The following is a 14,016-nucleotide window of genomic DNA, read 5'->3' as shown; positions in this document are numbered from 1 at the left end:
ACATGAAAATCACTTTGAAGGGTCTTGGCGCGGCGTTGTGCGTCGCGTTGCCGTTGCTTGCGCAGGTGCCGGCCAATGCGGAAACGGCGGCGGTGACGTCAATGGCAGCTACGTCATCGGCCGATCAGGCGCTCGTGCAGCGCGGCGCCTATCTCGCGCAGCTCGGCGATTGCGCGGCCTGCCACACGGCGCCGAAGGGCAAGCCGTTCGCGGGCGGTCTGCCGATGAACACGCCGATGGGCCGCATCTACACCACCAACATCACGCCCGACGCGCAGACCGGCATCGGTGGCTACACGGAAGGCGACTTCGTGCGGGCGCTGCGCGAAGGCGTCGCGCAGGACGGCCACAACCTGTATCCGGCGATGCCGTATCCGTCCTATGCGAAGGTCAACGACGACGACGCGAAGGCGCTTTACGCGTTCTTCATGCACGGCGTCGCACCGGTGCAACAGGCGAACCGGGAGCCAGACATCAAGTGGCCGTTGAACATGCGCTGGCCGCTGAAGCTCTGGAACATGGTGTTTCTGGAAAAGAGCGCCTATCGCGACAAGCCGGGCAAGGACGTAGCGTGGAATCGCGGCGCGTATCTCGTGCAGGGGCTCGGGCATTGCGGCTCCTGCCATACGCCGCGCGGCGTCGCGTTCCAGGAGAGCGCGCTCGACGAAAGCGGCAGCGGCTTCCTGAGCGGCGCGCTGCTCGACGGCTGGTTCGCGTCGAACCTGACCGGCGAGCACAACGAGGGGCTCGGGCGCTGGAGCGACGAGGATCTGCGCACCTTTCTGAAGACCGGTGCGAATCGCCATGCGACGGCGTTCGGCGCGATGACGAGCGTAATCAACAACAGCACGCAAGGCATGACCGACACCGATATCGCGGCGGTTTCGACGTATCTGAAGTCGTTGCCGCCGGCGGGCGGCAGCGGCGCGCCGCTTTATACGTACGATGCCCAAGCGACCAAAGTATCGCTCGATCGTCCCGCCAACGATGCCGGCGCGCGCGTCTATACGGCATATTGCATGCACTGCCACGGCGTCGACGGACAGGGCTTCGCGCCGATGCTCGCGCCGCTCGCGGGCAATCCGAACGTGCTCGCGAAGGACGCGTCGTCGCTCATCAACGTAACGTTGAACGGTACCGGCGATCTGGTGATCGACGGCGTGCCGTCGCCGTTCCCGATGCCCAGTTTCGCGGCGGTGCTGAGCGACCAGCAGATCGCCGACGTCCTGAGCTTCGTGCGCGCGGGCTGGAACAACGGCGCACCGGCGGTGGGCGCGGCCGAGGTCGCGAAGCTGCGCAAGTCGACGCAGGCGGCGCGCTGATCGCCAGAGTGAGGGACGTGGCGGTCAGGTGAGGCGGGCCGCTTCACATGCCGCCCGCTCCCGACTCATGGCGCGCGTGGCGCCGCTGGCGCACTCGACGGGCGCAACGTGCCTGATGCACCGCACGGTGCACCCCGCAGCGCACGCCACGGCGCACCCCGCACCGATCAAGGCGCGAACGACAGAAACAGATACGCAGCGAACAGCGACAAATGCACGGCGCCTTGCAGGATCGTCGTGCGTCCGGTGCTGAGCGTCAGCGTGCCGACCACGAGCGTGAGCGCGAGCAGCACCATTTCCTTGCCGTTGATGCCGAGCACGATAGGCTGGCCGATGTACAGGAACACGCCGGCCACGGTCGGAATGGTCAGGCCGATGCTCGCGAGCGCCGAGCCGAGCGCGAGGTTCAGACTGGTCTGCAGACGATCGCCGCGCGCCGCGCGCAGCGCCGCAAGCCCTTCGGGCAACAGCACCAGCGCTGCGATCACGATCCCGACCACGGCCGGCGGCGCGCCCGCGTTGAGCACCGCGGATTCGACGACCGGCGACAACACCTTCGCGAGCAGCACCACGGCGACGAGGCTCACGACCAGCAGCGCGCCGCTGATCGCCGCGAGGCGCGCGCTCGGCGGCTCGGCGTGAACGTCTTCGTCGGGCACGCCGGCGAGGAAGTAATCGCGATGGCGCACGGTCTGCACGAACACGAACACGCCATACAGCACGAGCGACGAAGCGCCCGCGAACGCCAGTTGCGACGGCGACAGGACCGGACCCGCGCTCGTGGTCGTGAAGTTCGGCATGACGAGCGTCAGCACCGACAGCGACGCGAGCACCGCGAGCGCGGCCGCCGCGCCGCGGCTCTGGAAGTCCTGTTCGAGATGGCGAATGCCGCCCACCAGCAGACACAGTCCGACGATCCCGTTGCAGACGATCATCACGGCCGCGAACACGGTGTCGCGCGCAAGTCCTGCTTTTTCGGGACCGGACGTGAGCATGACCGAGACGATCAGCGCGACTTCGATCACGGTGACGGCAACGGCGAGCACGAGCGTGCCGAACGGCTCGCCGACGCGATGCGCGACCACTTCCGCATGGTGCACGGCGGCGAACACCGCCGCGCACAGCGCCACGCCGACCAGCGAGAGCAGCAGCGCATTGCCGGGAAGCGCATAGGCGGCGCCGAGCACGATCCAGCCGACGAATGGCACGACAACGGTCCAGCGCGGTAAAACGGTCGTGGGTGAGGTCATTCGGGCTTCCTTTTGACGCGGGTGGATGACGGGGCGAAGCGGCATCGCCGGATTTTCACTGTGCTCGGCAAAGCTGAAGCAATATCTTAATAAAGCGCTTCAAGCCATTAAATTATAAGGGATCGTGCTGCCTGGGCCGAGCATGGTCGCACGGCTGAGCGCGCAATGGAGCGGACGCGGCGCAGCCATGGACGCAGGGTGCCGCCCAGTGGGAAATCATTGTGCCGTGGAAGGACTGCTCGTGCGTTACAGCATGCGCCGGGCGTTGCAAACAGGATGGCGGACGCACCGTCGAAGCGCACCGCTGGACTCGAAAACGGCTGGAACAGGCGGGGCGGATATTAACCTTAGCCGGCAAGGCTGCCGCGAACGGCGTGCCGGGCCCGCGACAAACAGCAGGCCGGCGTCGATGCGGTTCGGACATCGGCGCCGGCGTGTTTGTCTACCTCTACGGCGACTTCTCTTACTGGCCGATTGCGCGGATCGTCAGCGCGTTGCGCACCGACGTCACGCCTGCCACGCTCTTCGCGGCCGTCGTCGCGAGATCGACCTGCGCTGCCTCGGGCACCGAGCCGGCCAGCGTGATGTCGCCACCGCGTGCGCGCACGGTGATGTTGCTGACCGTCAGGCCCTTGGTGTGCGCGAGCGCTGCACGGATCTTGCGCTGCATCGCGCGGTTAGCCTGGCGAGTCTGCTTGGCGGTCGGCGCCGAGGCCGCCGCTGCCGCGGGTGCTGCCGCCGAGGCCGCTGCGTCGTTGTTTTGCGCGTATGCATTGAGGGAGGCCAGAACGACCAGCGCGCCGCCGATCACCTTCATTGCCGGAAATGCTTTCATGCGAGTTCTCCTGTTGTCGTAGGTACATCGTTCCCGAATGGGGACACCGGTCACACCAATGGGTACAGCGGGATTCGATCCGGATGGAACGGGTACGGCCACCGCGCAAATGCTTTGAGCCGGATGGCCGGGCTGGGCAGCCCGCGCGGCGCACGGGCCCGAACAGGCTGGATGCCAGCCCGAAGGCACACAATACAACAATTAGTGCCATGTTGACCTCGTGCGGCCCCGATGGGCCGAGAAAATGAGGCTTTGACACAACGGATCGGCCGGGCGGCGCGCCGCCATGGCGGCGGGGCGTTGGACCTGCGGGCGGTTTTCCCCCATGCTGCAAGCTCCTCGCGACACGTTTCAGGACGACGGCATCCATGCGAACCGCGCCTCTTCCGATCCGGCCGCTGCGCCGCGACGATCTGCCCGTCGACACGGTCGAACTCGCGCGCTTCATGGTCGGCAAATATCTCGTGCACGACCTGCCCGAGGGGCGTATGAGCGGCCGCATCGTCGAGACCGAGGCGTACCCGCTCGGCGATTCGACGAGTCATGCGTTTATCGGCCGCCGTCCGTACAACGGTTCGATGTTTCTCGCGCGCGGCCATGCGTATGTGCGGCTGACCTATGGTGTCTCCTACATGCTCAACATGTCCGCCGAGGCCGAGGAGGTTGGCGCTGGCATCTTGCTGCGCGCGATCGAGCCGCTCGAAGGACTCCCGCTGATGGAAGCGCGCCGCCCCGGCGTGCCGCTGCGCGATCTCGCGCGCGGACCCGGCCGGCTGACGACGGCGCTCGGCATCGGCCAGGCGTTCGACGGCCGCGATCTCTGCACGGGGCGAGGGTTGTGGATCGGTGTGATGGAGAGCGGCGACGCGCCGATCGGCGTGACGACGCGCATCGGACTGTCGCGCGAGATGCATCGGCCGCTGCGGTTTTTCGAACCGGGCAGCGCGTTCGTTAGCGGTCCGCGCAAGTTGCTGTTGATCCCGCATTCGGGTGCATGAAATTGCCGGACGCGCGGGCACCGGTTCCGGCCGATCAGGCGGCGCGCGCCGGCAAAACTTCCTCAGATCAGACGTATTGCGGAAACATCAGACGCAAACACCCGGTTTCCAGTCATTATTGCTACGCGGCTCATGTTCTCGCACAGGTTCCAGTCAATTCGAAATCATTGTTGCGACGAAAACAATTATCTATCTCGAAATTAAGGGTTTTCCCTCGAAAGCGTGATGACTAGACTGAAGTCAATCGCTTCCACGACAGCGTGGCGAGGCGAGGCAGACAAAACCAGATTGGAGGTAGGTCATCATGAAATCGCTCTTCAAGGCAGTTGCCATTGCAGCCTTTCTCGCCGCACCGGTCGTTTCGTTCGCTCAATCGGGCGACCAGCCCGTCACCCGCGCGCAAGTGCGCAGCGAACTGATCCAGCTGGAACACGCGGGCTATAACCCGGTGACGTCGAACGACTCGAACTATCCCCAAGACGTGCAAGCCGCCGAACAGCGCGTGCAAGCGCAAAACCCGGCTCTCGCGCAGACGCAGACCCAGCCGGTCGCCGATACGAGCGGCTATGGCGCGCCGGCGAGCGGTTCGTCGCAGTCGGGCGCCGCGCTTCAGACGACGGGTGGCCCGCACGGCATCTATTTCGGTAACTGATTGGGCAACTCATGGATTGGATGCGTGGCGGCGGTGCGCGCACGGGGCCGGCGAACATGGCCTGTGTCCTCGCGAATGATCCCTGCCGGAGTGTGTGCGACTCGTTTTTGAGCGCTGCGCCTCAAGCCTGGTCGTTGCCGTAGACCCGGCCCAAAGCCGGCGCTCCGTCGAGCGGACAGCACGACGCGTGCGCATCGCGACCCGCGCGGCGCACACAGTCTCGACCACGAAGTGTTCCAGTCCAGCGCAACGCACGTACGAGCTACCCGGCGTGCCGTTCGTGCGTTGTGTTCCTGTTTGAAGGAACCTCCGCTGCCGCAAGGTAGCTTGGCCCAGGCTTTTCGAGGTTTGGGCTTTTTTTGCGTTCGCGCCGAGGTTCGCTTCGGTGCCTGACTTCGTTATGACCTCAAGGCCGTTCGCCGTGAATATAGAACTCGAGTTGCTGAATCGTGAACTGCTGTTCCGCGATGATGTTCTTCACGAGGTCGCCGATCGACACCATGCCGATGAGGCGTTCGTTCTCGATCACCGGCAGATGGCGCATGCGCCGCTCGGTCATCAGCGCCATGCATTCCTCGGTCGTCTGGCTGGGGCGCACGAAGCGCACCGCCTTGCTCATGATGTCGCGCACCGGCGTCTCCTTCGACGAGCGATCCATCAGCACCACCTTGCGCGCATAGTCGCGCTCCGTGACGATGCCGGCGATGCTGTCGCCGTCTGTCACCACCAGCGCGCCGATGCCCTTTTCGGCCATCAGCCGGACCGCCTCGTAGACAGAATCGTCGGCGCCGATCGTATAGACGCCGGTGTTGTTCGGTTTCGTTTTAAGAAGTTGTGCAACGCTTGTCATGGAGCGGCTCCGTTTCGCAATGCAGCACGCCGAACTGGCGCGCCGTCGTGAGGGACAGGCCATTCCAGTATAGGCCCGACGCACCGCGGCGGTACACCGGGAATACGTGTGGCGGGTCACACGATGCACGGCGGACCGGCGTGGCAAGCGCGTGCGCGGATGCAGGCGTGCGCGTCCCGCTGGCGGTCTCGCTGCCTCTTCTGCGGGCGCGCCGCCGTGCCGCCGCGCGATGCCGCTTCGGGTCGCGTCCCGCGGTTGCGAAGGGGCATCCGCGTATGTCATGCGGATTAGCGGTAAACTCGCAGTCCACACCTTATCCCCGGCTCGTTCGGGTTCATGTCAGCACCACTGTTTAACGCCATGCTCACGTCTCACGATCCATCGCCCGCAGCGGACGGCGTCATCACCAGCGAATGCGTCGTTCTCGACGCCACCGCCACGCTTCCCACGCGCTACGGCACGTTCACTTCCTATGTGTTTCGCGTGGTCGACAGCGGCGCCGAACATCTCGCGCTCGTGATGGGCGATGTCGCCAACAAGTCGTCCGTGTTGACGCGCCTGCATTCGGAATGTCTCACCGGCGACGTGCTCGGCTCCTATCGCTGCGACTGCGGCGAGCAACTCGACCTCGCGCTGCGCTATATCGCGGCTGAAGGCTGCGGCGTGCTGCTCTATCTGCGCGGACATGAAGGGCGCGGCATCGGCCTGTCGAACAAGATTCGCGCGTATGCGCTGCAGGAGCAGGGACGCGATACGGTCGAAGCCAACCTCGATCTCGGCCTGCCCGACGATTCACGCGAATACGATTCGGCCGCGGGCATTCTGCGCACGCTCAAGGTCACGTCGGTGCGGCTCATGAGCAACAATCCGGAGAAGTTCCACACGCTGTCGAAGCATGGCATTCCGGTGTGCGAGCGTGTTGCGCTGGCGATTCCGATGCGCGAGGAGAACGAGCGTTATATTCGTACGAAGCAGGTTAAGTTTGGGCATTACTTCGAGGAGAACGAGTAGTTTAGGGTTGCACAGCGATGGCCCGTTTTGATTTACCTGCGCCGGGGAGCGACAACCTTTCACGCATCGCCACGACACCATCCACCCGGAAGGGTGATCTGCCAGCCAGGCAGTTTGCGCGTATGGCAGTCGATCGCCAGGGCCAGCGTCGCTCAACCGTCACGGCTATTTACATAGGAGCAGAGGAGTACGGGCTTTGTCCGCATTGGTATGCTTCTGTCTCGGCCCGGCTTCGGGTGTAACGGTTGTCGGAACTCCAGTACATATGCGTCGTCACCGACAGCCGCCATTCGATCTTCGAACGATCGGCAAGGCTCAATCCACCACTTTGAAAATGAATATGGCCTGTCAGTATCGCTGACGGCATCTGCGTGACCGCATTGAGCGGAAACGCCGTCTCCAGGATGGTTCGGGAGACTAACAGCAGAATTGACTTCCTAACAGTATGGAATAATGCCGTGGCAGGCAGGAATCAGGGAGGCCTTCGATCCTGGAGCCAGGCGTCAAACCCGGCATAGACCTGCGGGCAGAATAAAGATGCCTTCGTCCCCGCCGGGCGCCAGGCCGGAATGAAGCTAAGCGCAATGGCGAACATCCGCCTCCGTCTCTAACAGAACGAGGAGTGACGCATGCCCGATTCAACCGACGCAAAGCGCACCAAAGCGGCCACGCCTGCCGCCGACCCAGGCACACTCGCGACACAGGAAGATCCGTCCATGCTGTTTGCGGGGCGCGGCGCATCCGCCAGGCGCGTCGAGGCGGGCAAGGCGGCGCGCAGCAAGGTGCCGCGCGAGAAGCTTGCGGAATGCAAGGTGACGGATCGCGATCCCATCGCGCTGCTCGACGCGTCCAACGCCGGCCGCGTGACCGAGCTGATACCGATCCGCTACGGGCGGATGGTCGCGAATCCGTTCGCGTTCTATCGCGGTGCCGCGCCGTTGATGGCGCACGATCTGTCGAAGCTGCCGCATTCGGATGTGATCGTGCAATTGGGCGGCGACGCGCATCTCGCCAACTTCGGCTTGTTTGCCAGCCCGGAGCGGCGCATTCTCTTCGGCCCCAACGACTTCGACGAAACGCTGCCGGGTCCGTTCGACTGGGACGTGCGCCGGCTGGCCACCTCATTCGTGATTGCCGCACGCGAACGCGGTTTCGCGCAGCGTGACCAGCGCGGTGTGGTGCGCCGGCTATGCGAGACCTTCCGGCAGCAGATCGCCGAATTCAGCCGGATGGACACGCTCGATATCTGGTATGCCCAGTTCAACTCGGACAACATGCTGGCCATTGCCGATTCGGCGCAGGAGCGGCAGAAAGAGCAGGCCGTTATCGACAAGGCGAAGCAGCAGTCATCGCGTTCCGTGGTGAATCATGCAACCGAGCTCGTGAACGGCAAGCTGCGCATCAAGGATCAGCCGCCGCTCGTGTATCACGTGCCGTTTGAAAGCCCGCACGAGAACAAGCAGTACGACGCGATGGTGCGGCGCTTCTTCGCCGACTACCGGCTGACGCTTCCCGACGACCGGCGCACGCTGTTCGATCGCTATGAACTGGTGGATGTCGCGATTCGAGTGGTTGGCATCGGGTCCGTGGGAACGCGTTGCTACGAAGCGCTATTCATGGCCGACGGACAATGCCCGCTGTTCCTGCAACTCAAGGAAGCGCGGGCTTCCGTGCTGGAGGGCTATCTGCCGCCGAGCCGTTATCCCAATCACGGTCAGCGCGTGGTGAACGGGCAGCGCCTGCTGCAGTCGGCCAGCGACATTTTTCTTGGCTGGTCGAAGATGCGTCACACAGGCAACGACTTCTACGTGCGGCAATTGCGCGACATGAAGGGCGCATTCGACTTTACGACTTTCGATGTCGAAGATCTCGGCGAGTATGCGGTGTCCTGCGCTCACGCGCTGGCGCATTCGATGGCGAAAGCGGGGGACCCTGCGTTGCTCAGCGGATATGTCGGCAAGTCGGATGCATTCGACGAAGCGATCGTGCAATTCGCGCTCGCTTACGCGGACCAGAATGAAGCTGACTGGACGGTTTTGAAATCGGCCGTCAAGGCGGGACGCATTCAGGTCATTCGGGAATGAACGGGTCATCCCCGGCGCTGTCGTTTGCTCCATCGGCCAACGACAGCGCAGAAGATTACGCGAGACGGTAGACCTTCGACACCGTGCCCCGGAACAGGGCTTCCCGATCCTGCGCACTCGCCTGCGCGGTCAGGCGTTTAAATGCATTCCAGCCGTTGCTATAAGGATACGAGCCTTTATCGACGGGGAAATTGCTTTCGAACATGCACCGGTCCACGCCGAAAGCCTCGATGCACGTATGCATCCACGGTTTCCACGTTTCGGCGAGTTGACTCGACGAAGGCGGCCGCTCGCCTTTCTCGAAGTCAAACCCGTTGATGCGCATGCCGAGGCCACCGAGCTTCACATACACGTTGGGCAACTGCGCCAGCTCGTGCATCGAACGCGACCATGTTTCGAACACTTCCTTGTGTTTGTCCGCGTAGCTGGCGATTCTCACGACACCGCCGCAATGGTTGATGATGAACGGAATGTCGGGATAAGCCTTGGCCAGATCGAATAGTTCGGGTAACTGAGGAAAGAAGAGCCACGCATCGCAGGAAAGACCCAGTGCCCCGAGTTGCGCCACGCCCGCACGATAGGCCGGATCGAGCAGCAGTCCGCGCGGCGAGGCCGACAACGGATTCACGAGCGTCGCGTCCGCATCCCACGTCGCGAGGTGCCGCACGCCCCGCAAGCGGCCGTCGCCGGCCTGACGCTCCGCTTCGAGAACCTCGCGCACCGCCGCGCCGCGGCGCAGGTCCGCATAGCCCACGATACCTTTTGCGACCTGCGGCTTGCTCTTCTGCAACGGAGAGGTGACCTGAGCCACGTATTCGATTTCTCCAACCGGGCGCAACGGTTCCGGGCCCGATTGCCGATAACGCGTGAGTGCCTGCATGTACACCGACGCGGTGATGTTGTGGCCCGATCTCGCGTCCTCGAGATAGTCGTCGAGCAGGTACGTCCATCCCGGCCGCTCGTAGAAGTGATGATGCGCGTCGATGATCGGCAGGTCCGGTTCGAGCGCGGCTTCGGTGCCCGAGGCGAGCCATGCCGCGCGAACGGGAAGGTAGTTGCTGGTCGTGTTCATGCCGTGCGTTTCCTCTTTTGCGAATCCGTGCCGCGCGGTGACGGCGGGGATCATGATCGATGCGGCCGCCATCCCGAGGAGCCGGCGCCGTCGTGGCGAACGAAGCTGGGTCATCTTCACTTTTCCGTGCTGAAGGCATACAGCGAGAGGGTCAGCAAGGTCGTGACGAACAGCACGATCGACAGACCGATCATGCCGGCCGTGAACGTGCCGAAGCTGTCCTTGAGATAACCCACGAGATACGGTCCCGCAAACCCGCCCAGCGCGCCGATCGAATTGATCAGCGCAAGGCCGCCGGCGGCCGCCTGCCCCGAAAGGAACCTGGCTGGCAACGTATAGAAAATCGTGCGGCCCGCGATCGTACCGATGAGCGCCAGCGTGATACCCGTCATGGCGGGCACCAGGTGATGGAAGTGGGTCGATACGCCGAGCGCCACGGCCCCGATCAGAAGACCCACCGCCAGATTCGCGACGGGGCCGCCGCGGCGGTCGACGCGCCTCGCCCACCAGAGCAGCGCAATGGTGGCAAAGAAGTACGGTATCGCCGAAACCCAGCCGGTCTGCGTCACGCTCATGCCGTGCGCCTTGAGCATCTGCGGCAGCCAGATGCCGATGCCGTAGGAGCCCATCGTGAAGCCGAACGAGATCATCGCGAGAATGTACGTGCGCACATCCTTCAACGCGGCGGAGAAATCCTTCTTCTTCTGGCTGGCCGAGCCCTCGCGGTCGAAGGCGCTCTGCAGCGCCTGCCGTTCTTCCGGCGACAGCCACGCGGCATCGGCCGGCCTGTTCACGAGCATCTTCAGCACGAGGAAGCCGAGTAGGCATGCGGGCAGTCCTTGCGCAATGAACATCCATCTCCAGCCAGCGAGCCCGAGGAAGCCGTCCATATTGAGCAGCCAGGCGGAGAGAGGCGCACCGACGAACGATGAAAGCGGCGTGGAGACGGTGAACCACGCGAGCACACGCGTGCGATAACTCGCGGGAAACCAGATGGCCAGAAAGAAGATAACGCCGGGGAAAAAGCCGGCTTCGCCGATACCCAGCAGGAGCCGGACTGCGTAAAAGCTCTTCGGCCCCACCGCAAGCGCCGTGGCCGCCGCAAAAAAGCCCCACGTAATCATGATGCGCGCCAGCCAGCGCCGCGCGCCGAAGCGATACAGCGCGAGATTGCTTGGCACTTCGAAGATACAGTAGCCCGCGAACATGATGCCGGCACCCCAGCCGAACTGCGTGGCGCTCAGGCCGAGGTCGTGGTTCATGGTCAGCGCGGCGAAGCCCACGCTGGTGCGATCCAGGTAATTGAAGAAATAGGCGAGCGCGAGAAGCGGGATAAAGCGCCACGCGGCCTTTTTCACGGCCTGCTGCTCGAGCGCGGAATCGGCAAGGCTGTCGGCCGCTATAGTCGAGGAAAGGGATGTCATCTATCGTCTCCTGTCGAATCACTGGCCGAGTCGAGCCATGCCGCTTACGCGCGGCACCGTGATTCTCCGTGTGCTGTTCGGGTATCAGGCGCTGGCGGCTTCGTTCGCCGATGGCCTCGTCGTATCGCCGGGCTGCGGGTCCTGACACCTGACGACGCCCGCTTCGGTCAACTGTCTGAGATCTTCCGGCGTGTAGCCGAGCTGCATGAGAAGCGCCCGCGTGTCCTGACCGAGTGAAGGCGGCGCGGCACGCAGTTGCAACCGGTCCCCGCCGAGCGTCAAAGGCAGCAGCGCGGTTTTCGTGGCGACGGCCTGGCCGGCACCGCTGGCGTCGGCCGGCAACGTCACGTCGGCGAGCCCGCCCGTGGCGAGCAGGTGAGGGTCGTCGAACAGATCCTGAGGCTTCGTAATCGGCGCATACGGCAACCCGTTGCGTTCGAAGATCGCGCTGATCTCGGCCGCGGTGAAGGCTTCCATATGCTTGCGAAGCTGCGGCATCAACCAGTCGCGCGCCTGCACCCGTTGATTGTTGGTCGCGATGCGCGCGTCCGCCTTCAGGTCCGCGAGGCCGAACGCGTCGCAGAAGATCGCCCATTGCGTGTCGGACACGACCGCGAGAAAGATCTGTTCGCCGTCCCTGACCGAAAACACGTCGTAGATGCCCCATGCGGAGATGCGGCTCGGCATCGGCGCGGCGGCTTTTCCGGTCACGGCGAACTGCATCATGTGCTGTGCGACGAGAAACACGTTGTTCTCGAATAGTGCGCTTTGAACTTCCTGGCCCAGCCCGGTGCGCTCGCGTTGAGCGAGCGCCGCCATCGCGCCGATCGCGCCGAACATGCCGCCCATGATGTCGTTGACGCTCGTGCCGGCCCGCAACGGACGGTCTTCCGGTCCTGTCATGTAGGCGAGGCCGCCCATCATCTGCACGACCTCGTCGAGCGCGGTACGGTGATCGTACGGACCGGGCAGGAATCCCTTGTGCGATACGTAGACGAGACGCGGATTGAGCCGCGAAAGCGCGGCATAGCCGAGGCCGAGCTTGTCCATCGTGCCGCTTTTGAAGTTCTCGCTGAACACGTCAGCACCGCCAAGCAGCTTGTGCAGAATTTCGAGCCCGCGTGCATCTTTCACGTCGACGGCGATGCTCTTCTTGTTCCGGTTGAAGGTACCGAAGAAACCGGCTCCGGAGCCGCGCAGTACGCGCGTACTGTCGCCCGCTATCGGTTCGACCTTGATGACTTCCGCGCCCAGGTCGGCGAGTACCATGCCGCACGTCGGTCCCATCACCATATGCGTCATCTCGACGACGCGTACGCCGCTATACGGCAGCGCCTGATTCGCTTGCACCTCGCTCATTGCGCCACTCCCAGCAGGCAGCCTTCCGGTTGCGGCGCGCTCGGTACGCGCCCGTCTGAATAGGTAAAACCTTTTGGCAGCCCGGCGTCCTGCACGTGCCCGTACAACGCTTCTCCCGGCAACGCTTCGGCCAGAATCGCGCGCGCGGCGACGAGTTGGTCGATGTCGACGCCCGTGTCGTAGCCCATGGCCTCCAGCAGGAACGCCAGGTCTTCCGTGACGATGTTGCCGGTGGCGCCCGGTGCATACGGGCAGCCGCCAAGGCCGGCCTGACTCGAATCGATCGTCGTCACGCCGACATCGAGCGCGGCAACCACATTGGCCAGTCCCTGGCCGCGTGTGTTGTGGAAGTGCGCGCCGCCCGCCTTGCCGCCGAATTCGGATTGCAGCCGGCGGAACAGACGGCGAACCTGCGCCGGGTTGGCGTAGCCGCTGGTGTCGGACAGGCCGATCTCGTCCACGCCGCATTCGGCCATCGCGGCGCACATGCGCATCGTCTCGTCGTCGGTGACCGTGCCGGCGATCGTGCAGCCGAATGCGACCGACACCCCCGCTTCGATCTGCACGCCGGGAAACCGCTCGTTACGCAATGCAACGATGCTGCGGACCTCTTCGATCATCTGCGCCGTCGTCTTGCGGATATTGGCCATCGAATGCTCGTTGGTCACCGAGACGGGCAGCGTCACCTTGTGCACGCCGGCTTCGAAGGCGCTCTGGGCGCCGCGCAGATTCGGCGCGAGGACCGCGACGTGCAAGCCCGGAATCGACAGCGCATGCGCCACGACCTCGCGGATGTCGGCCATTTGCGGCAGCAGCTTCGGCGGCACGAACGAGCCCACCTCGATCTCCTTGAGTCCGCCGGCGGCCAGCGCGGAGATCCAGCGCAGCTTGGCCGCTGTCGGCATGACGCTTTTGATGCTTTGCAGGCCATCGCGCGGCCCGACTTCGCTGATCAACACCTTGGGGTTGGACGTACTCATCACTGGCTCCTAAGTTCTTACTAAGTTCTATTGGATAGACCTATGTTCTGTTTGAAAGAACTATAGGCGTGCATAGGAGGCCGGTTAAGAGGGGTAAACCCCAGAATTTCTAAAATAATAGAACTTGAGTTCTGTTGAGTAGAACTGTAAAGTCGGGGTGACGATCAAGGAGGAGAACA

General features: G+C 63.8%; 12 protein-coding genes. 5 read left to right on the top strand and 7 right to left on the bottom strand.

What is annotated here, in order from left to right; translation table 11 throughout:
• Positions 1 to 2: 2 nt before the first annotated feature.
• Positions 3 to 1,322: a cytochrome c gene (locus tag F3J20_RS08305; protein ID WP_167283039.1), complete on the top strand. Its 1,320-nt coding sequence runs from the start codon at positions 3 to 5 to the stop codon at positions 1,320 to 1,322.
• 167 nt (positions 1,323 to 1,489) lie between these two features.
• Here the strand turns inward: F3J20_RS08305 and F3J20_RS08300 are convergent, their stop codons facing one another.
• Together F3J20_RS08300 and F3J20_RS08295 are read right to left on the bottom strand one after the other, a co-directional pair.
• A complete protein-coding gene (locus tag F3J20_RS08300) occupies positions 1,490 to 2,572 on the bottom strand; it encodes an ionic transporter y4hA (protein WP_167049171.1) in 1,083 nt (360 codons plus the stop codon).
• A gap of 463 nt (positions 2,573 to 3,035) precedes the next feature.
• Positions 3,036 to 3,407, bottom strand: a complete 372-nt coding sequence (locus tag F3J20_RS08295; protein WP_167049174.1) for a BON domain-containing protein — start codon at positions 3,405 to 3,407, stop codon at positions 3,036 to 3,038.
• Between the two features lie 368 nt (positions 3,408 to 3,775).
• Between F3J20_RS08295 and F3J20_RS08290 the strand changes: the two genes are divergently transcribed.
• Together F3J20_RS08290 and F3J20_RS08285 are read left to right on the top strand one after the other, a co-directional pair.
• Positions 3,776 to 4,405: a DNA-3-methyladenine glycosylase gene (locus F3J20_RS08290; RefSeq protein WP_167049176.1), complete on the top strand. Its 630-nt coding sequence runs from the start codon at positions 3,776 to 3,778 to the stop codon at positions 4,403 to 4,405.
• Between the two features lie 304 nt (positions 4,406 to 4,709).
• Positions 4,710 to 5,057 carry a DUF4148 domain-containing protein gene (locus F3J20_RS08285; RefSeq protein ID WP_167283037.1) on the top strand — a complete coding sequence of 116 codons (348 nt, stop codon included), beginning with the start codon at positions 4,710 to 4,712 and terminating at the stop codon, positions 5,055 to 5,057.
• 406 nt (positions 5,058 to 5,463) lie between these two features.
• On the opposite strand, the gene F3J20_RS08280 is transcribed toward F3J20_RS08285, so the two are convergent.
• Positions 5,464 to 5,907 (bottom strand): CBS domain-containing protein, encoded by a 444-nt coding sequence (locus tag F3J20_RS08280; protein ID WP_167283035.1) that lies wholly within the window; start codon positions 5,905 to 5,907, stop codon positions 5,464 to 5,466.
• Positions 5,908 to 6,267: 360 nt separating this feature from the next.
• Here F3J20_RS08280 and ribA point away from each other — a divergent pair, with 360 nt between their 5' ends.
• Together ribA and F3J20_RS08270 are read left to right on the top strand one after the other, a co-directional pair.
• Positions 6,268 to 6,918, top strand: coding sequence for a GTP cyclohydrolase II (gene ribA, locus F3J20_RS08275; RefSeq protein ID WP_167283076.1), 651 nt, complete (start codon positions 6,268 to 6,270; stop codon positions 6,916 to 6,918).
• A 629-nt stretch (positions 6,919 to 7,547) separates the two neighbouring features.
• A complete protein-coding gene (locus F3J20_RS08270) occupies positions 7,548 to 9,002 on the top strand; it encodes a DUF2252 domain-containing protein (RefSeq protein WP_167283033.1) in 1,455 nt (484 codons plus the stop codon).
• Between the two features lie 55 nt (positions 9,003 to 9,057).
• Here F3J20_RS08270 and F3J20_RS08265 read toward each other — a convergent pair whose 3' ends face one another.
• The 4 genes from F3J20_RS08265 to F3J20_RS08250 all read right to left on the bottom strand — a co-directional run bounded on the left by F3J20_RS08265 (position 9,058) and on the right by F3J20_RS08250 (position 13,837).
• Positions 9,058 to 10,188 carry an amidohydrolase family protein gene (locus F3J20_RS08265; RefSeq protein ID WP_167283031.1) on the bottom strand — a complete coding sequence of 377 codons (1,131 nt, stop codon included), beginning with the start codon at positions 10,186 to 10,188 and terminating at the stop codon, positions 9,058 to 9,060.
• A gap of 2 nt (positions 10,189 to 10,190) precedes the next feature.
• Complete coding sequence (locus F3J20_RS08260) at positions 10,191 to 11,498, bottom strand: MFS transporter (RefSeq protein WP_167047134.1); 1,308 nt, start codon at positions 11,496 to 11,498, stop codon at positions 10,191 to 10,193.
• A gap of 84 nt (positions 11,499 to 11,582) precedes the next feature.
• Complete coding sequence (locus F3J20_RS08255) at positions 11,583 to 12,857, bottom strand: CaiB/BaiF CoA-transferase family protein (protein WP_167047131.1); 1,275 nt, start codon at positions 12,855 to 12,857, stop codon at positions 11,583 to 11,585.
• Complete coding sequence (locus F3J20_RS08250; protein ID WP_167047128.1) at positions 12,854 to 13,837, bottom strand: hydroxymethylglutaryl-CoA lyase; 984 nt, start codon at positions 13,835 to 13,837, stop codon at positions 12,854 to 12,856. Before F3J20_RS08250 ends, F3J20_RS08255 begins: the two co-directional genes overlap by 4 nt.
• Between the last annotated feature and the right edge of the window lie 179 nt (positions 13,838 to 14,016).

It is taken from the genome of Paraburkholderia sp. Cy-641 (assembly GCF_011752945.1).
Taxonomy (GTDB): domain Bacteria; phylum Pseudomonadota; class Gammaproteobacteria; order Burkholderiales; family Burkholderiaceae; genus Paraburkholderia.
This window is presented reverse-complemented; position numbering and strand designations above follow the sequence as displayed.